General features: G+C 37.9%; 20 protein-coding genes. 18 read left to right on the plus strand and 2 right to left on the minus strand.

What is annotated here, in order from left to right:
* Positions 1-6 precede the first annotated feature (6 nt).
* The 15 genes from B4Z90_RS11830 (at position 7) to B4Z90_RS11900 (ending at position 18,856) form a co-directional block, all read left to right on the plus strand.
* Complete coding sequence (locus B4Z90_RS11830) at positions 7-774, plus strand: ABC transporter permease subunit (protein WP_070565740.1); 768 nt, start codon at positions 7-9, stop codon at positions 772-774.
* A 29-nt stretch (positions 775-803) separates the two neighbouring features.
* Positions 804-1,730: an iron-sulfur cluster repair di-iron protein gene (ric, locus tag B4Z90_RS11835; protein ID WP_070565738.1), complete on the plus strand. Its 927-nt coding sequence runs from the start codon at positions 804-806 to the stop codon at positions 1,728-1,730.
* A gap of 14 nt (positions 1,731-1,744) precedes the next feature.
* Positions 1,745-2,572 carry a DUF2249 domain-containing protein gene (locus B4Z90_RS11840; RefSeq protein WP_075991506.1) on the plus strand — a complete coding sequence of 276 codons (828 nt, stop codon included), beginning with the start codon at positions 1,745-1,747 and terminating at the stop codon, positions 2,570-2,572.
* 1 nt (position 2,573) lies between these two features.
* The gene (locus B4Z90_RS11845) at positions 2,574-3,836 is read left to right on the plus strand and encodes a hypothetical protein (protein WP_286802258.1); all 1,263 of its coding nucleotides are present in this window, start codon (positions 2,574-2,576) and stop codon (positions 3,834-3,836) included.
* 37 nt (positions 3,837-3,873) lie between these two features.
* A complete protein-coding gene (locus B4Z90_RS11850) occupies positions 3,874-4,203 on the plus strand; it encodes a metal-sulfur cluster assembly factor (RefSeq protein ID WP_070565732.1) in 330 nt (109 codons plus the stop codon).
* Between the two features lie 151 nt (positions 4,204-4,354).
* A complete protein-coding gene (locus tag B4Z90_RS11855) occupies positions 4,355-4,801 on the plus strand; it encodes a nuclear transport factor 2 family protein (RefSeq protein WP_112373496.1) in 447 nt (148 codons plus the stop codon).
* A 1,209-nt stretch (positions 4,802-6,010) separates the two neighbouring features.
* The gene (locus tag B4Z90_RS11860) at positions 6,011-6,196 is read left to right on the plus strand and encodes a hypothetical protein (RefSeq protein WP_286802259.1); all 186 of its coding nucleotides are present in this window, start codon (positions 6,011-6,013) and stop codon (positions 6,194-6,196) included.
* A gap of 432 nt (positions 6,197-6,628) precedes the next feature.
* The gene (locus B4Z90_RS11865) at positions 6,629-7,498 is read left to right on the plus strand and encodes a hypothetical protein (RefSeq protein ID WP_112373494.1); all 870 of its coding nucleotides are present in this window, start codon (positions 6,629-6,631) and stop codon (positions 7,496-7,498) included.
* A gap of 331 nt (positions 7,499-7,829) precedes the next feature.
* Positions 7,830-10,169, plus strand: coding sequence for an N-6 DNA methylase (locus B4Z90_RS11870; RefSeq protein WP_286802260.1), 2,340 nt, complete (start codon positions 7,830-7,832; stop codon positions 10,167-10,169).
* 3 nt (positions 10,170-10,172) lie between these two features.
* Positions 10,173-11,171 carry a virulence RhuM family protein gene (locus tag B4Z90_RS11875; RefSeq protein ID WP_286802261.1) on the plus strand — a complete coding sequence of 333 codons (999 nt, stop codon included), beginning with the start codon at positions 10,173-10,175 and terminating at the stop codon, positions 11,169-11,171.
* A 1-nt stretch (position 11,172) separates the two neighbouring features.
* Positions 11,173-12,471, plus strand: coding sequence for a restriction endonuclease subunit S (locus B4Z90_RS11880; protein ID WP_286802262.1), 1,299 nt, complete (start codon positions 11,173-11,175; stop codon positions 12,469-12,471).
* Positions 12,472-12,501: 30 nt separating this feature from the next.
* Entirely contained in the window at positions 12,502-12,963 is a 462-nt protein-coding gene (locus B4Z90_RS11885) for a hypothetical protein (protein ID WP_286802264.1), read from the plus strand.
* 30 nt (positions 12,964-12,993) lie between these two features.
* Positions 12,994-14,619 carry a DUF262 domain-containing protein gene (locus B4Z90_RS11890; RefSeq protein ID WP_286802266.1) on the plus strand — a complete coding sequence of 542 codons (1,626 nt, stop codon included), beginning with the start codon at positions 12,994-12,996 and terminating at the stop codon, positions 14,617-14,619.
* A gap of 236 nt (positions 14,620-14,855) precedes the next feature.
* Entirely contained in the window at positions 14,856-17,870 is a 3,015-nt protein-coding gene (locus B4Z90_RS11895) for a type I restriction endonuclease subunit R (RefSeq protein ID WP_286802269.1), read from the plus strand.
* 125 nt (positions 17,871-17,995) lie between these two features.
* Positions 17,996-18,856, plus strand: coding sequence for an AbiJ-NTD4 domain-containing protein (locus B4Z90_RS11900; RefSeq protein ID WP_286802272.1), 861 nt, complete (start codon positions 17,996-17,998; stop codon positions 18,854-18,856).
* A gap of 120 nt (positions 18,857-18,976) precedes the next feature.
* Here the strand turns inward: B4Z90_RS11900 and B4Z90_RS11905 are convergent, their stop codons facing one another.
* Entirely contained in the window at positions 18,977-19,414 is a 438-nt protein-coding gene (locus tag B4Z90_RS11905) for a hypothetical protein (RefSeq protein WP_286802274.1), read from the minus strand.
* Between the two features lie 302 nt (positions 19,415-19,716).
* Between B4Z90_RS11905 and B4Z90_RS11910 the strand changes: the two genes are divergently transcribed.
* The 3 genes from B4Z90_RS11910 (at position 19,717) to B4Z90_RS11920 (ending at position 23,248) form a co-directional block, all read left to right on the plus strand.
* Positions 19,717-19,914, plus strand: coding sequence for a hypothetical protein (locus B4Z90_RS11910; RefSeq protein WP_286802276.1), 198 nt, complete (start codon positions 19,717-19,719; stop codon positions 19,912-19,914).
* Positions 19,889-22,231, plus strand: a complete 2,343-nt coding sequence (locus B4Z90_RS11915; protein WP_286802277.1) for an AAA family ATPase — start codon at positions 19,889-19,891, stop codon at positions 22,229-22,231. Before B4Z90_RS11910 ends, B4Z90_RS11915 begins: the two co-directional genes overlap by 26 nt.
* Before the next feature lie 210 nt (positions 22,232-22,441).
* Complete coding sequence (locus B4Z90_RS11920) at positions 22,442-23,248, plus strand: TIGR02391 family protein (protein ID WP_286802279.1); 807 nt, start codon at positions 22,442-22,444, stop codon at positions 23,246-23,248.
* Between the two features lie 82 nt (positions 23,249-23,330).
* On the opposite strand, the gene B4Z90_RS11925 is transcribed toward B4Z90_RS11920, so the two are convergent.
* Positions 23,331-23,846 carry a hypothetical protein gene (locus tag B4Z90_RS11925; RefSeq protein WP_286802280.1) on the minus strand — a complete coding sequence of 172 codons (516 nt, stop codon included), beginning with the start codon at positions 23,844-23,846 and terminating at the stop codon, positions 23,331-23,333.
* Between the last annotated feature and the right edge of the window lie 66 nt (positions 23,847-23,912).

Raw genomic sequence — 23,912 nt, forward strand, 5'->3', positions numbered from 1 at the left:
GAAAAGATGAATAAAATTATACGCTACGTTTTTGTGGATCTCTTGCGCAACAAGACCATTTTATGCTACACCATATTACTCTTTGTACTTTCCATGACGGTCTATAGCATGGAGGACAACTATGAAAAGGGATTACTCAGTCTACTGAATATTGTGTTGTTTGTAGTTCCGCTGATGAGTATCATTTTTTCAGGCATCTATATCTACCAGAGTTCCGAGTTTATCAATTGCCTTGTCAGTCAGCCTTTGCAACGGCAAAGCATTTGGGGCAGCCTGTATGTGGGTCTGGCAGGTGCACTTAGTTTAGCTTTTTTTATTGGCGTTGGCATACCAACTTTTATCTATGCATTTAGCTCTTCGGGAATTACTTTGGTCGGTTGCGGACTGTTACTTTCTTTGATTTTCGTTTCGATCGCGATGTGGACATCTGTATTGATCAGAGATAAGTCGAAGGGGATAGGATTGGCAATTTTGCTTTGGCTTTATTTCACGCTGCTTTTTGACGCACTGGTGCTTTTCATCCTATTTCAGTTTGCGGATTATCCCATCGAACATGGAATGGTTGCACTGTCCATGCTCAATCCCATCGATATCTGTCGCATCCTTATTTTATTACAGGTCGATCTATCCGCGATGATGGGCTATACAGGGGCGATATTTCGGGATTTCTTCGGTAATACATTCGGCATTGCGATCACCCTGTTGGTCATGTTGCTCTGGTGCCTCATTCCTCTAGGGCTATCTATTCGCTATTTTAAGAAAAAGGATTTATAATAATTTATTGACCATTTAATACTATTATCATGATTAAATCACCGTTATTGGAGGTTTTCAATATAGAACCTCGACTTAAACACCCGACCATATTTGATCACTTCGATGCCCTGGATTCGGGCGAGTCATTTATTATCAAAAACGATCATGATCCTAAACCGCTCTATTATCAGTTGCTGGGTGAACGTGGAAAGGATCTCATTTGGAATTATCTTGAATCGGGGCCCGAATACTGGCAGGTTCGCCTTGGCAAACCGCTCGAAAGCGAAACACTGGAAACCGTTGGCCATATTGCTGCCAAGGATATCCGCAAGGCCGAAGTTTTAAAACAGCTTGGGGTAGATTTTTGTTGCGGTGGTAAGCAGACGCTTAAGGAGGCCGCTCATAGTGTTGGTCTCGATGAAATTGAATTGCGCAGACGGTTAAACCAATCCGAAGAGCTTCCTATAGCCGGCCCACCGCTAAATTTTAAAGATTGGGATATCGATTTTTTAAGTGATTATATTAAGAATGTTCATCATCGGTATGTCCGGGAAAAAGGACCGATTATTCAGGAACTTGCACATAAAGTGGCCGATGTGCATGCACAGCAGCATCCCGAGCTGGTCAACTTGTCCCAAGAACTCGATGCCTTTCTTGATGACCTTTACCATCATTTGGATAAAGAGGAGAAGCAGCTCTTTCCGGCAACCAAGAATGAACAAGAATTGACCAGCAAACAGGTAGATCAGCTCATTCAATTTTTGATTTCCGAACACGAAGATTCAGGAAAGGAACTTCAGCAGTTGCGCAAAATTACCCAAAATTACACATTGCCAGCCAATGCCTGCAATTCCTACACGTCATTATTTTCACAGATCGAATCTTTCGAATCCGATCTTTTGCAGCATATCCACCTGGAGAATAATATTTTATTTCCAAAGTTGCTCGCGAGCTACGGTGTTCAAATGAATTAAAAACTAGAAAAGTCATGCGGATAAACCAGCATACCAAGATTTCAGAACTGATCAGCTATAATGACTTAAGCATTGAAGCCATTGCAGCTATTGCCAAACCCTTGCGTAAGATCCGGATCCCGGTGTTGCGTCGGATACTGGCCCCTCGGGTCTCCATAGGCGAAGCAGCAAAAATTGGCGGATGTTCGGTTGCAGATTTTCGTGCTGCGCTGGTACCGCTCGGCTTTATTTGGATGTCAGATGGAGCTGAGAAAGTCAATGATCCATTCGATGCAGCAGAGCGGCCAAGTTGGATGGATGATGCAGCAGTGACGGTTGTATTCGATGTGAGACCCCTATTGGAAATGGGGCAAGATCCATTAAAAGATATTTTTCAGTTGTATCGCTCACTCGTCGCAGGAGGGATTCTTTGCATCAGCAATTCATTTGTCCCCATTCCATTAATTAGGCGTATGGAGGAGCGTGGAGTGCCAAGCTATAGCCACGAATGGGCGGAGGGCGAATTCAGAAGTTACTTTTATAAAAAAGATACAGTGCTGTCCGTTCAGCCTGCTGAGGGCGATCATATTTCATTTGTGCCGAAACGACTTTTTGAGCAGAAATTAGCGCGACTTTCCGCGCTTCAACTTGTTACATTGGATGTCAGGACATTGCCTATGCCGCAGCCCATGGAATCAATTCTTGAGGCCCTTGCTCAACTGAAAGCCGATGAGGTTGTCTATGTAAAACATCGGAAGGTTCCGCTCCATTTACTAGAAGAACTGGATCATTTTTCTTATCGGATTTTCATCCATGAACAACATCCTGGAGATGTCCATCTGTTAATTTACCCCGTTAAATAAAATGGCACATATTGCTATTCATAAGAGCCCAGGAGCGTATGCTGTATTGCCGTTTTTTATCACTGCGGGCATTTTTTTTCTACTGTTCAGCTTCCTCTTGGTTTTTAGCGGGGGGCAGCTCTTTGGGCACCATTTTCAACCAAAAGTGCTGGCAATCGTCCATAGCCTAGCACTAGGTTGGGGCACGATGGTGATTTATGGAGCGGCGTATCAGCTGGTGCCGGTTATTTTTGAACGTTCACTTCGCTCTTCCAAATTGGCATTTTTCAGTTATATCCTATTGACATCGGGAACCTGTGTGTTGATTTATAGTTTCTGGTATTTCAAGATCGGTTTACTCATGTGCGTTGGAGGGCTATTGATTACGCTCAGCTCCTACCTGTACTTCTACTTGCTGTGGATGACGACTAAAGATGTGGAGCATCTATTTGAACTACGCCTTTATTTTACGTTCTCGGCCTTCTGGCTTTGTTTTACAACCACCTTAGGCCTTTTGCTTGCCATTAATTTAGCCCATGGTTTTCTAACAAAAAGTCACCTCGATATCCTAAAGCTACACGCCCACGTCGGTATTGTTGGTTGGTTTTTGCAGTTGATCCTGGGAGCGGGAGCGAAGATGCTGCCGATGTTTCTCTTGGGACAATCCACCAAAACAAAGTGGCTTTATGTTTCGGTCATTTTGATAAACCTTGGATTGGTACTTTTTTTATTGGACGGATACAGCCATCCTGTGGGATTAAGATCTCTTACCTTTGGAGCAATAGTGCTATTGGGAGTAGTTTGCTGGGCCGTTTTTGTCGTGGATTGTTTTGTGCACCGGGCTCGTAAGGTACTGGATATTCCGATGAAACATAGTTTCATTTCCTTTTTGAGTTTATTGTTCGCGTTTCTCACCTTACCTATGGTTGTCCGGCAGGAGTCTGGTAATTGGGTGAATTTATATGCCGTATGGGTGTTTTTTGGATGGATAACGGGTATTATTTTAGGGATGACCTATAAGACCCTGCCTCTTATGATCTGGAATTGGCGCTATAAAGATCTCAATGGCATCAAAAAAATACCTTTGCCCAAGGAACTTTATAGTCAGCGATTACTTTCTATACAATATTATCTTTACCTAGTGGCGCTTGTCGTCATGGCGGTTGCTGTAGCCGGTCAATTCAGGTGGGCATTATACTGTGCAGCCTGGCTTTGGGCAGCACTTGCTGCTGTTTATGTTGTCAATGTCGGAAAAGTAGTTTTTCATCAAAGAAAAAGTAAATAAACTACGCACCTCGCCTATATATTTAATGAAAGATACCATGAAAATTGATCTAACAAAACCGGAGGCTTCCGATCAGTTAAAAGCTGTTCAGGTATTGATGCTTGTGATGGATCCCGAATTGGGGATCAACATCGTAGATATGGGCTTAATTTATGATATTAATTTAACCGATCCCAGTCGTATTGTTGTTACCATGACGTTATCTTCATCCTATTGCCCGATGGGCGACTCTATCGTTCATGGCGTTGAAAAAACATTGCAACAGCAATTTCCACAGCGGGCAATAATTATCGAGCTCGTTTGGGATCCTATTTGGACTCCCGATCGGATCAGCGAAGAGGGAAAGAGCCTATTGGAACGAGAATGATTTCTTGAAGAATAAATTCACCTCCCTATTTCCGCTATTCGCCGAGTTTTCCCGATCGTTAGTCTAAAGCCTTTAGGCTAAGGGCCTATTGTGTTGTAGTTTTGAGTCAACAAATAAGAACAAAAGTACTAACACAATAAAAAAAAACATTATGAAAACGCTAGTAAAAACATTCGCAGCAGCAGCTTTAATCGCCGTATCTACATTTGCTATGGCAGCTGAAGGACCTGGAGCAAAAGCAACAAAAGAAAACGTTAACCTTTCCACAGCTGACTTCGCTTTAGAGCACTATGTTGCGGTCACTACGGAGGGAGAATCAGCAGGCGTAGAGCAGTTATTTGCAGCTGATTTTAATCAAAAGATTCAAGCTTCCAATGCGCAGTCTAACAGCCGTAGCGAAGTGGTTAAATCCTTGAAAAAACAAAAGGGCGAAAAGCTGAACTGTACAGTAAGCACAGATATCATCGAGGAATCGGCAGACTATATGGTGGCTAAAGTAACGTTGAAATTTGAAAACTTCACCAAGACTGACCTGGTTACCTTGGAGCGTGTAGGTAATGATTGGAAAGTATCTAAATCAATCAATTCGTATAAATAAGAGCCATCTCAAATAAATATATATATGTTGTAGAGCCATGTCGGGAGATGTGGCTTTTTCATGATCTATTTAAAATAGCGAGTTGCCTCGGGGATAGCCAGCTAGTGGAGCTCAATTAGAATAATTAAGTAGAAAGAATAGATGAATCTAGGAGAAGAATTAGGAGAAGAGATTAAAGGAATAGAGTTGTTATAACGCTCGTACAATGGGCTGTGAGCTATTTCAGAAGGAAAAATGTAAATATTTTAGGGAAAGATTAGGAGAAGAAGAAGTAGAAAGAAAGTAGAAGAATTAGTAGAAAGATAGTAGTATCGCCTCGTTTATAGATCTTGAATGCACTTGAGTTGATCGTGTAGTTTAATCACACCTTTCCCTACAACAGCTCATACAACGAAGCGTTGATAAACTGGATAGCCTTAGTTTTCCTCTTACCATAACCTGCATGGTTATGACCAAAAACGTGGTATCTCGGTGATCGTCCAACACAAACCCACGGATTTCGTCGCTGCACTAGGCATTATTTGCTAAAAACTGCTAATTAGGGATAAGTTTAAATAACTTCAATAGGGGTTGTGTTCGTACCTGCTTCGTATAGCCTTCGGATCAGGACATCTAGGGTTCGATTGTTGACCAGTATCTGACCAGTTTTTCCCTGTACAGAGACTGGACAAGGTCTGCTGGGTGTCTGTACAATATCTATTGATGATCCGAACGTGGTACGAATGTGATATGAGGCAGACTTACCTCCCTCTTCCCGCCACTCACCGAGTTTTCCCGATCGTTGGTCTAAAGCCCGTAGGCTAGGGGCCTAATGTGTTGTAGTTTTGAGTCAACAAATAAGAACAACAGAACTAACATTATAAAATAAAGATATTATGAACCATCATGAGTGTATTCAAAGGACACTCATGATAGCTTTATCATCAAATAAAAAACAAATAATTTCGATAAAAAACGCTAATAAAAACATTTGCAGCAGCAGCCTTAATCGCCATATCAACATTCGCTATTGCAGCTGAAGGACCAGGAGCAAAAGCAACAAAAGCTAACGTTAACCTTTCCACAGCAGACTTTGCTTTAGAGCACTACGTTGCGGTAACGACAGAGGGAGAATCAGCAGGAGTAGAGCAGTTATTCTCAGCTGATTTCAATCAAAAGATCCAAACTACCAATGCGTTATCTAACAGCGGTAGCGAAGTGGTTAAATCCTTGAAAAAACAAAAAGGAGAGAGGCTAAACTGTACATTAAGCACAGATATCATCGAGGAATCGACAGACTATATGGTCGCTAAAGTGACTTTGAAATTTGAAAACTTCATCAAGACTGACCTCGTTACCTTGGAGCGTGTGGGCAATGACTGGAAAGTATCCAAATCGATCAATTCGTATAAGTAATATCCAATAACTAGTGGTTTGTCAGTAATAAAAGACAAACCACTAGTGAATCATATGTTTAAGTTTAGTTTAGAAGCCATATCGTGAGATGTGGCTTTTTACGTCAAAAGGGCCTGATTCTCATCAGACCCTTTCTCTTAGCGTTTATTTGTACAGCAATTTTTATGTTTCCTATCGTTTCCTCTTTTTTGTTTCGTCATCCAATGTTTTTAAAGACTATTGGATTTTCACTGTGCGACGCCAATTTTTATGTTGAACCTTTCTTTCGAAAGGCAGCTTGTAGCCGTTTTGTATTGTTAGAACAATAGCCAATTTGAAATAGTTTTATCGGAGTGATTTTTTTTTATAAATTGGCTTGGCTTATTTAAACTGTATGAAGATCCCTATTATTAGGGACCAGGCTATTCAATTAAATATTTTAAATAATCAGTTATGATAAAAGAAACATCACGAATATTCTCTTCATTCTTATTAGGAATTATAATATGTTTCTATTGTACTTCCACGAGTATAGCTCAAACTAGTCGTAACAATGATCCAGCCTTTTGGACTGATGATATACAGTTTGATATTGCCACCAACCAGACATTTTTTAAATCCTATGATTCAATAAATTCAATTGTTATAGGATATAAGGATTTAAAACCTTATTACATTTTATTAAATTTTAAGAATGATTCGTTAGGCACCAAGACTGAGCACTTTGACCTGACATTTGAAGGAGATTTATGGCTTCTAAAAAAAGCATACCCTTCGATTGAAGTATTGGATTTACAATCGGACGAGTTTAATAGCAATGCCAGTTTAAGAATAGAAAAGATTCAGAGGATAAAATCCATTACTATAGAAAGAAAAAAACTTCATCTATCATTATTTAGTGCTACCATTTCTTCGGGTACAAGAGATTATCTTACAGAAAACGTATGGGCGTTTGCTGCCAGGTATGTTGGAGGAACGAAAGAACTTGAAAAAAATCTAAGTTCAATTAGTCGTCCTGAGCTGTCAAAAAATGATGTAGATAGTGTTTTTCTATTTAAAGTAAAAATATCAAAAGAAGGCGACTTAGAGGAAGTAGAGCCAGTATATGGTAATAAATCTTCGTATTCTAAAGCGCTTCAAAAGAAATTGTCTGAAAAAAATACGAACTATTTTGGCGACGGTACCTCAAAATGGAAAGCTGCGATTCGGGGTAATGTCAGTAGGCCTTTGAATTCAATTTTAAAAATTTATGTTAAAAGAAGCCAAAATGGACAAATAACAATAAAAACTCCGACAGTGCTTAGAAACTGGACTGGTAACTAAGTCCAATAGTACGTCCGCAGAAAGTTTGTGGTACTGTTTGGTTTTGGACCTGTTTGATATTTAACTGTTCAAAAAAGATTACAGTTGTTCGTTTCACGATCAGTCTTTCGCAGGAGCTTGATTTTGGTGTTTAAGAATATCCATCAGCGCACATTAGCAGAAAGATCAAGCATTAATAAACTGAACAGCCTTGACCTTGATCTTACCATTTTATCCTTGTGACAGCTTAAAAAGAATGCTATTTTACAATGTTAATAACATTTATTGCTAATCAGTTAAAAAAAATGTTAATTTGTAGGTTAAGCCATAGAGATTTTAGATAAATAGATAGATGACTCATACTGCTCATAATAAATTAGTTAGTTTTATTTGGTCCATTGCCGATGACTGTCTTCGCGACGTATATGTCCGGGGTAAGTATCGTGATATTATTTTGCCTTTTGTCGTATTACGTCGTATCGATTCTTTGCTCGAAACGACAAAAGATGCGGTACTTGAAGAAGTACGGTATCAGCGCGAGGATGCAGGCCAGATCGAACTCGATCCCGATGGTCTTAGACATGCATCCAAGTATGTGTTTTATAACACATCACCGTGGACAATGGAGAAACTCAAAGGCACAGCGACCAATTCGCAACAAAAATTGGTGGCTAATTTTGAAGAGTATCTGCTTGGTTTTTCTGCCAATGTGCAAGAGATTATCGAGAAGTTTAATCTTCGTGCGCAAATACGTCATATGGCAGCCAAAGATGTATTGTTGGATGTCCTGGAAAAGTTTACTTCTCCTTATATCAACCTGACACCGCTAACAAAGAACGATCCCGAGGGACGTCTGTTGCCGGCGTTGTCCAACCTGGGAATGGGTTATGTATTCGAAGAGCTGATCCGCAAATTCAACGAAGAGAATAACGAAGAGGCCGGAGAGCACTTTACACCACGTGAAGTCATTCAGTTAATGACCCACTTGGTCTTCGAACCTTTAAAAGATCATCTACCCAATATTATTACCATCTATGACCCTGCCTGTGGAAGTGGGGGGATGCTTACCGAAAGTGAAAACTATCTTGTCGAAGATGACGCCTTTAAATACAAAGGGGATGTCTACTTGTATGGTAAGGAGATTAATGATGAGACTTATGCCATCTGTAAGTCCGATATGATGATTAAGGGCAAGGATCCAGAGAATATTCGTGTCGGTTCTACATTATCGACCAATGAGTTTTCAGATATGAAGTTCGACTTCATGTTGTCCAATCCACCTTATGGTAAATCTTGGGCTTCAGAGCAGAAGTACATCAAAGATGGTAAGGATGTTATCGATACCCGTTTTCAGATCAAACTTAAAGACTATTGGGGCAACTGGGAAACGGTAGATGCCACGCCACGTAGTTCCGATGGACAGCTCCTGTTCCTGATGGAAATGGTGGACAAGATGAAAGCACCTACTTCCAATAAGATAGGTAGCCGTATTGCATCTGTGCACAATGGCTCATCACTTTTTACAGGTGATGCAGGTTCTGGTGAAAGCAACATCCGTCGGTATATTATCGAGAACGATCTATTGGATGCGATTGTTCAAATGCCTAATAACTTGTTCTATAACACTGGTATAACCACTTATATATGGTTATTGAACAATAATAAGCCAGCTGCACGAAAAGGTCATGTACAATTGCTTGATGCAAATAAGCTGTTTCAAAAATTACGTAAAAACCTTGGGAGTAAGAACTCCGAATTTTCTCCAGCACAGATAGGTGAGATCGTTAAAAATTACCTTGAGAACCAATCCGACAGCGTGGAGAATGATCTGCTGCAAGTCAAACGCTTTAAGAATGCAGACTTCGGCTACTACAAAGTCAATATCGAACGTCCAAAAAGACTCAAGTCGCAGTTTACAGCAATTGCTTTGAACGAATTACGATTTGATAAAGCCCTCAAAGTTCCGATGCAGGCCTTGTACGAAACTTATGGCGACCTTGTCTATACAGACCTTACTAGCAAAAGCGAAGAGATTAACCATCGTGCTGAGAAAGAAGACTGGGGACTCAACAAAAAGCAGTTAGCTAAGCTGATCGAATCAGCTACATGGAATAAACCAAAAGCGCTATATGACGCCGCGCTTGGGCTGTGGTCGCATATTGGCGATGATGAGTTTAAGGATTTCAATGCTTTTTCAACTTTGGTGGAAGATACCTGCAAAAAGCATAAGATTACTCTTGCTGCTACAGAGAAGAAAGCAATCTTATCGGCGATAAGCATTTATGATGCCAAAGCAGAGAAAGTAATCAAAAAGATCGAGAAGATCACGGGCGATAAAAAAGCGCAATTGCTTAATCACTTAGGTTGCTCCGAGGAGCAGTTGCCATTGTTTGGGTATTATCCAACAGCTAAAGCTGGAGAGTTTACCGTATACGAGACGGAGAGTGATTTGCGCGACAGTGAGCAGATTCCATTGGATGAAACCATCATCAGCTATTTTGAGCGTGAGGTCCTTCCGCATGTTGAGGAGGCTTGGATCAATCTGGATTCTGTCAAAATCGGTTATGAGATCTCTTTCAATAAATATTTTTATAAGCATACACCATTACGCTCTATCGAAGAAGTCAAGGCAGACCTCTTGGCTTTAGAAGAGCAGGCAGATGGTTTGTTGCAAGATATTTTAAATTTTTAGGTTATGGAGCCACAAAGTAATCTACTTATTTATCAGAGTGAAGATGGCGTTACACGTATCGAGACACGATTAGAGGGCGAAACGGTATGGTTGACATTGGAACAGATGAGCGAGCTGTTCCAAAAATCTAAGTCCACAATCAATGAGCACGTGCTTAATATCTTCAAGGAAGAGGAACTGTTTGAGGATGAGGTAAAGAGGAAAATCGGAATTTCCGATTTTTCTACCAAGCCTACTAATTATTACAATCTCGATGTCATTATCTCCGTAGGTTACCGTGTCAAGAGTCATCAGGGCACCAAGTTCCGTCAGTGGGCAACGGCACGCTTACGGGAGTATATCGTCAAAGGCTTTACGATGAATGATGAGTTGCTGAAGCAAGCTGGAGGGGGCAATTACTTTGACGAGTTATTGGTTCGTATCCGTGATATACGCTCATCCGAAAAAATCTTTTGGCGCAAAGTGTTGGATATCTATGCGACGAGTATTGATTACGACCCTAAGACGGAGGTCTCACAGCACTTTTTCAAAACTGTACAGAACAAGATGCATTTTGCTACGCATGGAAATACAGCCGCTGAGATTATTTACAAACGCATTGATGCCGATAAACCGAATCTTGGACTAACGAACTTCAAAGGCGAACAACCAAGCAAACAAGAAATACAGGTTGCTAAAAATTATTTGACAGAGGAGGAACTTAATATTCTCAATCGTACGGTAACAGCCTATTTGGAGTTAGCCGAATTGCAGGCACTCAATCGTAAGCCGATGTATATGCAGGACTGGATAACACGACTAGATGATTTTCTACGCATGGTAGGAAATGAAGTTCTGCAGCATGCCGGAGCAGTAAGTCATGATCAAGCAGTGAAAAAGGCGGAGCTTGAATATGCCAAGTACGAGGAGAAGACTAAGAACGAACTATCCAAAGTAGAAAAGGATTTTGTCGCCTTTATTGATACAACCGCCAAAAGTCTAGAACGTAAAAAGAAGAAGTAACATGCAGCGATACGAAAAATATAAAGATAGTGGGATAGAATGGTTGGGTGAGATTCCGGAGCACTGGGAGTTAAGTAGACTTAAACATCTTTTTAAAGAAAAAAAGAAAGTATTAAATTTTTCCCTACCAGCAGGTTCAATAAGTTTTGGAGAGGTTGTTTTCAAGGACGACGAAAAGATTCCTGAATCTACTAAAGCAACGTATCAGGAAGTTTTGAAAGGAGATTATCTCATCAATCCATTAAATCTAAATTATGATTTAATAAGTTTAAGAATTGCCTTGTCAGCTATTGATGTGGTTGTGAGTTCCGGTTATATTGTGATACAAGATGTAATCCAATTAAATAAGAATTATTATAAATGGCTTTTGCATCAATATGATGTTTCATATATGAAATTATTGGGATCGGGAGTTCGACAGACTATCAGTTTTAATAATATTGCCAATAGTGAACTACCCTATCCAAATTTGGATGAACAAGAAGTTATAGCCAATTTCCTAAATGAGAAATGTGAGAAAATTGATGCAGCAATCAACCTGAAAGAACTACAAATCGAAAAGCTGAAGGAATTAAGGCAAATAATTATTCATGACGCTGTCACCAAAGGGATTTCACATTTTAAAGGAGAGATTGTGCCGACGAAATATTCTGGAATAGATTGGATTGGAGAGATACCAAAACATTGGGAGGTGAAAAGATTGAAAAACGTTTTAAATAATAAATTGAAATATGGGGCAAATGAAAGCGGGATTGAGTATGACAAGAATTTACCAAGATATATCAGAATTTCAGATTTTGATTACGGAGGAAATTTACGTGAATCTAAAAAGCTCTCACTACCGGTTAATGTTGCGGCAGATTATTATTTAAAAGATGGAGATCTTCTTTTTGCTAGAAGTGGGGCTACAGTAGGTAAAGCTTATCAATTCAAATTGGGATTAAGTGATGATAAACATTATTGTTTTGCAGGTTATCTAATCAAAGCGGAGCCCAATATTAAACAGGTTTTAAGTGATTTTCTTTATTTGTACACACAATCAGGAGCATTTATGAATTGGAAAGATTCAATTTTTAATAAAGCGACAATAGAAAATATTGGTGCAGCCAAATACTCAGAGTTGTATATGCCAGTTCCTCCAGTAAGTGAACAAGAAGAAATAATATCTTATCTAGAAGAGCAAACCTCAAAAATAGATAAAGCGATTGGTCAAAGGCAAGAACAGATTGTTAAACTCAAAGAATACAAGCAAAGTCTAATTAACGAAGCAGTAACGGGGAAAATAAAAATTATCGCTTAGATTTTATAGGCCAATTATAAATCATAAATTATGAGGGGTAAAATACAGCTAGATATTACATTACAAGATCGCTTTGATTCGATGTATGAAAATATACTTTCACCAAGGCGCCGGTATACATCTTATATTATTTCATCTTTTCTTCAAGAGGAGAAATTCATGTTATATGAACGTTTTAAAGCGAAATTAGGAAATCTTGTTGTTGCTCCCAAGCCAGATTCGCCGAAAGCGTTATTCGAGTTTTTACAACGACATAATAAAGACCTCATCATTTTTGAGGATGAAATTTTAAACGGTAGAATAGAATATATTGATGTATTATCAGGAGCTATATGTAGTTCGCCTGATTCGAATAAACCTCGAAAAGTTCAATATTTTTTAGATAACTTCATATTCAAAGGTTCTATAATTATATCTAGCATTAGAACTAAGGAAGAATTATTACGAGAGTCTAAATTAAAAGACATTTTGAGAGACTGTATCATTATTTAACTACCCACGCCAATATAAAAAATAACTATAATGGAAGTTAAAGCCGAAGTAAAAAGTATTACTAAACTAAAAGATTATTTTTTTATTGTACCTGATTATCAACGTGAATATGTGTGGAAATCTGATAATCAAGTTGAACAATTTTTGCTTGATATACAGAATGAATATGAGGCCTTCTCATCTAGCCCCAAGAGCTATTTCATAGGATCTATTATTGTTGTCGAGAATAAACTTAAATATGATGTGATTGACGGACAACAGAGATTGACGACGATTATGTTGTCGTTATGTGCTTTTCGGGACATTTTGCAAGAACAAGAGTTGGATAGCAAACAATCAAAATATCTTAAAACCGTTGAGGAACTATTGACAGACTTTGATATTGAGTCTGATGTCGATCATATGCGTCTCGAACTCCAATATGAGGAAAGTAGCGGATATTTAGAAAAGCTGATCCATAAAAAACCATATACAGATATTAAAACATCATCTGTAGTACGTATGGAAGAAGCTTACCAAAAGTTAAAAACAAGTTTTGAACTGCTTTTGGCGGAAAACAAAGATAGCCTTTTAGATTTTTTGAAATATTTTTTAACAAAAGTTGAGCTTGTTATCATTGAATCTGAAAATCTTAGCAGTGCTTTAAAGATTTTTGAAACAATTAATCAACGTGGTGCTGGGTTGAATGCGATGGACTTGGTAAAGAATCTTTTATTCGCTAAAGCAAAAGAGGCAGACTTCCAGAAAATTAAAGGCATATGGAAGGAGATTATGCTGAATCTCCAAATTTGTAAGGAAGATTCCTCACCTCTACGTTTTTTACGTTATTTCATTATATCTAGATATCACAATGGTGTCATAAGAGAAGACGATCTTTATAGATGGTTTATTTCAAAAGAAGGAGTTGAAGCTCTTGGTTACGAAATAGATCCACTACGGTTAGCTACCGAACTGAAAGCGATGTCAAAGCGATATTCCGATTTAGTAATCGCAACTGAACTCGTTAAAGATGGAGGGCAATATCCGAAAGTAACCAGCATTGGCTATATCAATAAGTATAAATCCAGACAACATTTAATCCTTTTATTGGCCTTAGATTTACAGGCTGACTCACAAGTGATAGAGTATTTAGCCGAGCAATTGGAAAGCTTTTTTTTCTATTCCAATACTTTAGGTATTCAAGCAAAAAATAACGAAGGGCTTTTCACTAAATGGGCTGTAAAATTACGTGGTAAAAAAGACATAAATCAAGTGTCCGAAATTATTGAGTCAGATTTGATTCCATATATAAAAGAAAAGGTAGCTGAATTTAAAAATAGATTTAAAACTATTCCTCATTATCATTATGGACCATTATATAGGGAGCGTTACATATTGGGAAGAATAGAAAATACTGTAAGAAGAAAATGTAATTTGCCCTTACAAGGTTACAATTATATTAACGGATTACAGATAGAGCATATATTGCCACAGACACCTAAAAATCAAATTTTTCCGATAGAATTTGTTGATATACATGATTACAACAATTATGTATATAGATTGGGTAATACCACATTACTTGAGGGAATGATTAATCAAGCTGTAAATAACTATAATGATTTACAAGGTGACTGGTTTGAAAAGAAAAAAATTGAATATAAAATTCGGACTTAATATCGACTAAACTTCTTGATGATTCCTTCACAATTGGTCTTCATACAGCCTTAAACCGTTTTAAAGCAGACTATAATTTTGGATTTACAAACTGGGACAAGGAGAGCATTGAAAAGAGACAAAATATCTTTTTAAGTTTAGTTTTTGAAACTTGGAAGTTAAATGGGAAAAATATTGATTCACTGATTTAACATTTGAAACCTTTTTATTGCTAAAGAAATCTAAAAACTTACCGAATGACCTCAAAATATAATGAACAAGCTTTAGAGTCCCTTATTGAAATGGCGCTTACAGGATCATCCTTGGAAGATCTGAAAGAGCAGGGGGCAACCATTGCCGATGCCAATGATAAATATGGGCAATATCTCTCCGGAAAAGGGTACTATCTAGGCGATGCACTTGATTTTGACAAGACCTACGCTTTGGATACACACCGTTTCTGGAATTTTCTTCAGGCTACGCAAGCAAAAGAACTTGCCAAGCTGCAAGTTTATGGGGATTGGAAACTAAAGATCTTGGAACGTTATGATCGGATGGTCAAGAAGTATGGCGTATTGCGTGTGCTCAAGAAAGGACTGGATGTGGATAATGCACATTTTACTCTTTTTTATGAAGCCCCTAGTGCCAGCGGTGCACAGACTGTGTGGGATAATTTTGAGCATAATCAATTTGCGGTAACCAGACAAGTACGTTACTCTAATCTCAATCCGGGAGAGGAGATAGACATGGTCATTACAGTCAACGGCATACCATTCTGTACGATTGAGCTAAAAAATACTTGGACGGGCCAGACTGCTGCGGTACAAGGAATACATCAGTATAAACATACACGTGATAGTAACCAACCCTTATTGCAATTTGGACGTTGTCTCGTACATTTTGCTGTTGATACGGACGAGGTGTATATGACCACTAAACTCCAAGGAAAAGATACCTTCTTCCTACCATTCAACAAAGGGGATAATATGGGCAAGGGAAATCCTGTCAATCCTAATGGACACCGTACAGCCTATCTTTGGGAAGAAACATTTAGCAAAGAAAGTTGGGCTAGTATTATCCAGCATTTTATGCTGTTAGAAGGTAAAGATGGTGATCCGCTTAATAAGAAGTTTTACATCTTACCAAGGTACCATCAATTGGATGTGGTGCAGCGACTTATAGCTGAAGTACGTAAGCAAGGAGTTGGAAGTACCTATTTGGTGCAACATTCTGCGGGGTCGGGTAAATCTAATTCCATTACCTGGACAGCTTTTCAGCTTATCGAAGTAGAAGATGAGCATGGAATGCCACTTTTTGATTCTGTTATTGTTGTTACCGATCGGCGAGTACTGGATAGGCAATTGCGTGATAACATTAAGAGCTTCTCCGAGGTGAAAAATATTATTGGTGCAGCATTTTCTTCCAGTGATCTAAGATTAGCTCTCGAAAGCGCAAAGCGTATCGTCATTACCACCATTCAAAAATTCCCACATATCCTAGAGGACATCGATGACATGAGCGATAAACGCTTTGCCATTATCATCGATGAAGCGCATAGTAGCCAAGGTGGCTCAGCAGCGGACAAGATGAACCAGGTGTTGGGTAAGCTGGATACGAACGAAGAGGGAGAGGTCGATGCACAGGATTTAATCTTGCGTGCAATGGAAGCTCGTAAGATGCGTCAAAATGCTTCTTATTTTGCTTTTACTGCAACACCAAAGAATGCTACGCTAGAGCGTTTTGGTACCAAGCAAGCCGACGGATCTTTTAAACCGTTTCATCTGTATTCAATGAAGCAGGCGATCGAGGAAGGGTTTATTTTAGATGTATTGACGAACTATACTACTTTTCGTAGCTACTACCAATTACAAAAATCTGTTGAGGAAAATCCTGAATTCAATACCAGCAAGGCGCAGAAACGCTTGAAAGCTTTTGTAGAGCGTGATCCTCGTACCATACAGGCCAAAGCACGCATTATGCTACAGCATTTTTTGCAGCAGGTTTATTATAAAAAGTTGCTCAAAGGAAAAGCCAAAGCAATGGTGGTCACGCAGAGTATCGAATCGGCTATACGCTACTATCAGGCATTAAAGCTTATACTAACTGAATACGACAATCCCTTTAAAATTGTTATTGCATTTTCAGGTAAAAAGCTTGTGGATGGTATTGAATATACCGAAGCATCTTTGAATGGATTTCCAGATTCGGAGACCAAAGACCAATTTGATTTAGATGAAAATCGTATCCTTGTGGTCGCCAATAAATACCTGACGGGATTTGATCAGCCTAAGCTGACCACAATGTATGTGGATAAGAAATTGCAAGGAGTATTATGTGTGCAAGCTCTGTCCAGACTTAATCGTTCGGCCAATAAATACGGAAAGAAAACAGAAAATCTTTTTGTATTAGATTTTTTCAATGAGAGCGCTGACATCAAAGCCGCATTTGATCCATTTTATACCGCTACATCCCTAAGTGGTGCTACCGATGTAAATGTATTGCATGATCTTAAAGATAGCCTTGATGATTCCGGTATATACGAGTGGCACGAAGTTGAGGTTTTTAATACTAAATTTTTTCAAAGCGTACCAGCAGATCAATTGAGCCCTATTATTGACCAAGCTGCATTACGATTTAATAATACTCTGGATTTAAATGAAGAGCAAAAGGCGGATCTCAAAATCAAGGCTAAGCATTTTGTCAAAGTGTATGGGCAAGTGGCTGCGGTGATCAGTTTTGAAAATATGTTTTGGGAAAAGCTATTCTGGTTCCTAAAATTCCTTATTCCTAAGATGATTGTAAAGCGCAAAGAAGATGAACTGTTGGATGAGTTATTGGATGCAGTAGATTTGTCAACATATGGTATTGAGCGTGTACGCCTCAATGAATCGCTACTACTTGACAAGGATGAAAGCACGTTAGATCCTGCTAATGCTAATCCGCGAGGTGCGCATGGCGATGATGAGACTGATGCGTTGGATAAAATAATTCGAGATTTCAATGATCGCTGGTTTGCTGATTGGGAAGCAACGCCAGAGGATAAGCGTCAGGTATATGAGACATTTACGCAACGTATTGCAGACCACCCAGATTATCAACAGAAGTATGTCGATAATCTTGATCCTTATACGCGAGAACTTGCCTACAAGAAGATATTTGATGATGTAGCTTTGTCTATGCGTAAGTTTCAAATGGAATTTGCTAAACGTCTAATGGATGATCAGTTTAAACAGGAGTTTAGAAATAGTACACAACGTTATTTGGAGAGGTAATTTCCTTTTAATGAATGTTTAATTCTATCATCTTTAATAAATATTAAAAATAAAGTTGTCAGTGGTTTATTAGGAATATATCTTCTATTAAACGATAGATTTAGAGTGTTTTAACTATTAAAAATATGAAATTTTCACAAAAGATAGGCAAAACAAAGGTAAGAAGTGCTATTCAAATTGAGGCAATAGACGAAATATTGACGAATAAGTTATGGAATATTTTGACGCAATACTACAATAGCTTGTCACCGTATTCAAATGCTAATTTGGGTTCCGCTAGAACTTATTTTTCTCAGTTAATCTGGACTGATTTTTTTCACCAACGTGTTGACAGAGTAACAAATTACGGAGGAACAAAAATTCACATATTTGAAGAGGGAAAGTTTTATTTTAAGCCAGTATATGATTACGTAGAAGTTTGGTTCTTTAATTGTGAATGGTATGAGAAATTCGATTTTATTGAATTTATATTAGAACAAGCAATTCAGTGTTCTGGATTGGGAGAGAAAATAAATATTGCCTTGGAAAACGAGATGTCTGCTTATCGAGTTGTTGATAATAGTATTGTCGAAATAACTTCTGAGATTGAAATTTCGGAAATAGAAAGCGCTCTTGGTAACGAGAATGATCCTATAAATGTTCATTTAACGACAGCACTTGAATATCTATCAAATAGAGATAAACCAGATTATAGAAATTCTATAAAGGAGTCGATTTCTGCGGTTGAATCTATCTGTCAAAAAATTACCGGGGATGATAAAGCAACAGTAGGAAAAGCATTAGCAAAAATCGAAAAACAATATTCATTACATGTTTCATTAAAATCTTCATTTAGCACATTGTATGGCTATACAAGCGATGCTTCAGGTATCCGTCATGCCCTAATAGACCAAGCAAAAGAAATTTCTTTTGAAGAAGCAAAATTTATGTTGGTTGTTTGTTGTGCTTTTGTTAATTATCTAAAGAATTTAACGATTAAAAACTAACGGCCTAATTGGTATTTGTAAAATTTAATAAATAGTTATCATGAGCGGGATAATGGAATACGAGGAAGAGCTTTATAGTTATGGGCTCAATTCCGGACCTGATAAAAATGTATGTATTGATCATTTTTCTGATGCAGGTATTAAGAGTTCATTGAACCGCTTCATCCACCCCCTCTTTGTTATTCCATAATAGACAAATGTTTTATCATAATTGATTTGCAGAGCATGAAGATAAACCATATAAGTGCCTTGTAATGTCGCGGCGCCTTTCAGTACATATCTTAAAGGAATTTCAATTCTTTGTGGAATGTTTAACGTAGGGGAATGCAAATTAATATGCAATGCCGGTGGCAGATTATCGTTGTCTCTGGACTTCATAACAGCAGCAGTTGTTAAGGGGTTTCCAGACACATCATATTTGTCAAAACTAACAATGATTTGAGGCCCAAATGTTTTCAAAGTGGATTCAAAGCCTTCATGTTGGTTCTGGTTTACGATAGAGTTGATTAGGTTATTTTGGTCATTTAACTTTATTAGCAGTTGGTCAATGACCTCCATATCCTTAATGTCTAGCGTTAATCCTTTTCAAAGATATCGGAAGTTTGAATCGCTTAAAAATTGTTGGTTTTTTTCGTCATTCATTATTTGTAAATCGTAATTGGTGATCGTACTTTACATATAGTGCTCACTCCATGTAATAAATGTGTCCCTGTAAATGAGCGTAATTCAAAATTTATTTTTGAATTTAGTGATTTTTGTCCAAACTTCTCTGCTGCTTATAAACTAATAGTCGCAAAGTTATTCTTAATTCAGATCAACATAAATTTTATGTATCTTGGTAGGACTTATTTATTTTAGCCATGGCAGATCCGAATAGCATTCTTGCAAAGAAAATATTTGATAAGCTTTCCGAGGGAGGTTTATTATCTTCTGATATAGAAGAAGCGACTTTCACGACTTTACTTAAAACTGGTAAAATCCAGTTAAAAGACTGGGATAATTCTTTGGTAGCACCTGACAAACAAAATTCCAATGAAACTGCAGACGCTACAGATTAATGCTTTTCGGGGTGCAACAAAACCCTTGACTATTGAGTTCGATAGTCAGAAGCCTATTACAATGGTTTTTGGAGAGAATGGAAATGGGAAAAGCAGTATTTCTGACGCATTGATATGCCTTTGTACTGATTCCATTGGTTCATTAGCAGATAAATCTTCTGTAGACAAGAAATTTCTACGTGCATTGAACAGTGCAACGGAAGACGTTTCAATTTCCTTACAAACGACCACTGGCAACTTCACAGCACAGCTTAATCAAAACGGAACAACATTTACAAAAACTCCTGCTGATGGATTGCCCCAAGTAAGACAAATGAGACGCAAGCAGGTAACTAAACTGCTGGATGCTGAACCAAGCGAAAGATACACAGAGTTGCAAGAATATATTGATGTTGGCGAAATTCTAAAATGTGAAACGGCACTTCGGGCACTTGAAAAAGAATTAAAGGGCACTCTTAAAAGCCAGAGTGCTGTAGCAAATGAATCTGAAAGAGTGCTGTCTACAGTTTGGGAGAAAGAAAGTAAACCTGGGGTAGGTTGGGAGCAATGGTCTGAGAAAGAAACGTCAAGGGATATTAATGAACTAAATCTGAAACTGACAGCTCTTAACGGGTTTCTTGAAAATTGGAGGAGTGCTTACAACGGCATAGAGATGTATAGGGCTGCCATATCAAGAGAGCGAGCCACATCTAAATCACTCATCACGGCTCAGGAAAACTTAGAAAAATTTGTTAACGATAACCCTGACAATAATATTTCCCTGATGCAGCTACTTACTGAAGCACAGAAATATATTAAGCCTGTCCTGGATCTTAAGCATTGTCCTGTTTGTGGAAAAGATGCCGTCAGAGAAGAATTGGTTCAGCGGATTGATGAGCAAGTGAAAAACATGAAGCGGTTGAATGAACTCAATCAAGCGTTAATCAATGCTCGACACATTCATCAATCAGCCAAAACAAATCTGAATGAGGCCGAGATTATGTGCTTTGGTCTTTTCAATACTTTCTGTATAGGACAACTGGAAACAGTAAAAAAATATATTCCTGAATCCACAGAGTTGTTTTCAGGTTTTATTCCACTAACAGACCAAATGGATCAGACGGCTTATCTTAAAGAGCATTTGCCCGCGTTTCAGGTTACGAACACCACTTTGGGTATTGATCAAAAAGAAATTGATGGGCAGGTTAAGCAACATAACAGCATTTCAACGCAGTACAATAGTCTTATAAAAGCAAGAAATTCGGTAGAAATAATCCAAACAAAATTAGAAACTACACAAAAGGCTCTTGCTCTTATTGAATCAACAAGAAAGGAATTTATTAATGAAGAGTTGAATTCGATATCCGGTACAGTAGAAGCTCTCTATATGAAGATTCACCCGGCTGAATCAATCGGTAGAGTCGAAATGTCATTGAACCTCAATTTCAAACATTCTATTGATATACACGCACGTTTTCAGGATTTGGATAAAATTACACCACAATCTCTATACAGTGAATCCCACCTTGATACGCTGGGACTCTGCATATTTCTGGCTTTAGCAAAAAAATATCATGAACCAAATACAATTTTAATATTGGATGACGTCATGATGTCTGTGGATCATAGTCACCTGGAAAGGGTAATCGAAGTGCTTCACGAGGATTTAGGTGAGTTTGCGCATATATTTATAACGACACACTATCGCCCATGGAGAGAACTATATCGTCACGGTCGCGCTCCGGCCAGCAGAATACAATTTGTTGAATTGATGCCGTGGACTATAGAACGTGGAATTAGGTTTTACAATGGTAAAGTTAACCTGGAAGAACTTAGGCAGCATCTAAATTCAGAACAAATAGATAGACAAAAGCTCTGTAGTCTTTCCGGTGTGATCCTTGAAAGCATTTTTGATTTCCTTGCCGTGAAATACCAATGCAAGATGGCACGTAAACCCAAGAACGAATACGTTCTTCGTGAACTAACAGACTGTCTCGACTCGAAGTTGCAAAAAGCATTGGTCGTACAACAAATTGCCGTGGATGAAACTGGAAAAATAATTGATAATCAAATAGAAAAAGAAACGCAACTCCAACCGATAATTCAAAATCTTAAAGGCTTGGCGATTATCAGAAATTGGGTTGGAGCACATTTTAATCCTGATGGGTTCAATATTTCTGATGCCGAGGTTTGTCAGTTTGCAGAACTTACACTCGAATTTGGAGAGTTACTAACTTGTCCCATGGAAGGTGGATTTCCAATAAAATCAACATCTGGAATGTATCACGCTACAAGGTCCGGTAGAATTAGAATGCTACCTTTTACTCAACCACAATAATAAAAAGGAAAATATTAATAATACAGCAAACACTATGAACTCAACAGAACTGGAAAATAGACAAGTACCAAAACGCGAAATATGCCGAATAAAGTCAGATTTTGTTATGGGACTAACAGTGGAACAAATTAATACTAGCTGTTAAAAAGAACCGATGAGTACACAGTCCTACTATTAGGAACCTTAGATTAATCATACTTTAAATTATAGATGGCAGTTAAAAGTTTTGATCACACAACCCTAAAAAATATAGCAGAAGTAGTATCTGTTATACTTTCTCATACTGAAATAACTCAAGAATTACAACTTGCAGGAATTAAGGAATCTAATCAGGGAACAAATAAGAAGGATAGGTTATTTTACGCAATGAAGGATCGTCAGCAGCAAGACGCCTGTGGAAACAACATCCTAGCCTTTGTAAAAAAAGTTATAGATCCTCGAAGGTATATCAATAACGAAATAGAATTTGAACAGCACCGATGTAACCTTAATTCAAAACTCCTATTTGAAGGAATAGAGATGAATAAATACGGTGAATTTGCAACTGTTGACAAAGCAAGGACTATTACTGAAGCAAGGGAACGATCACAGAAAATAAAACAAAAGATACATGGTATTGGGGTTCATCCTGACGCATTAAAATTCTGCGAAGTGGAATATTTGCAAGAAAATTATTTTCATGCAATTCTCGAAATAACAAAAAGCGTTGCTGACAAGATGAGACAAAAAACTAATTATGTGAGTGATGGCAGTGATTTGGTAGATGAATGCTTTGCTCTCGGAAAGGAAAAGAAACCCATGTTGGCTTTTAATTTGCTAAATACCCCCAGCGAAGAAAGTGAACATAAAGGATTCGCTAATTTAATGAAGGGTTTTTTCTCTATGTATCGAAATCCTAAAACCCATAATCCCAAAATCAATGAAGAAATCCAACTTTCAGAGATGATGGAAGTCTTGGTTATTTCTAGTATTATTCATCGTAAACTTGATGCTTCGTATGTAACAGGATATAAATAGTACAAGAAATTTCAATTAGTGTTTGTTTTAAATAGGTTGGGGAGTAATGTGTCACATTATAAATCTAATATTGTATTTTTTACTAAATCAATTCCCCCTTCTTCTTAATTGGATACTTAGCTATATATTTTTTCATTAACTCACCTGGTTGTTTCCCTGTAGCTTTTTCAATGAGTAAAAATTCATATGGTTCAGGTGCACTGGTATTGTAATATAGGTCGATTAGCCTTTGTTTTTCTATGCCTGTTTTGCACATAATAATATCAAAGGTATAATCACCTTCAACTTCGTCTCGCATGAATGTGCCAAAGTTGGTTCTTTCTTCGAGCTTATAATCGGTTACTAATTCAAGGTTTCTTTTTGTATAAACGGTGTCACGGACATTTTCTACCGTGTCACCTGATAGTACAGCAATTTTATAGAAAGAGTGGAGGGAAACACTTTTCTTTTTTTTATTAATTATCTTGCTGATATCGCCCCCTGATACGTCGGTTAATTTAGCAAAAGCTTCATTTGATAAACCTAGAATGATTTTTCTCGATAAAACGTAATCTCCAAAATTATCTACTTCAATTGCTAGTAATTCATTTTCCTCCATATATAATATATATTTTATATTTCCATTTAAAATCATTTTGTTAAATGGAATTATGTTCTTATATTT

It is taken from the genome of Sphingobacterium sp. UBA5639, assembly GCF_002421245.1.
GTDB classification, from domain to species: Bacteria; Bacteroidota; Bacteroidia; order Sphingobacteriales; family Sphingobacteriaceae; genus Sphingobacterium; species Sphingobacterium multivorum.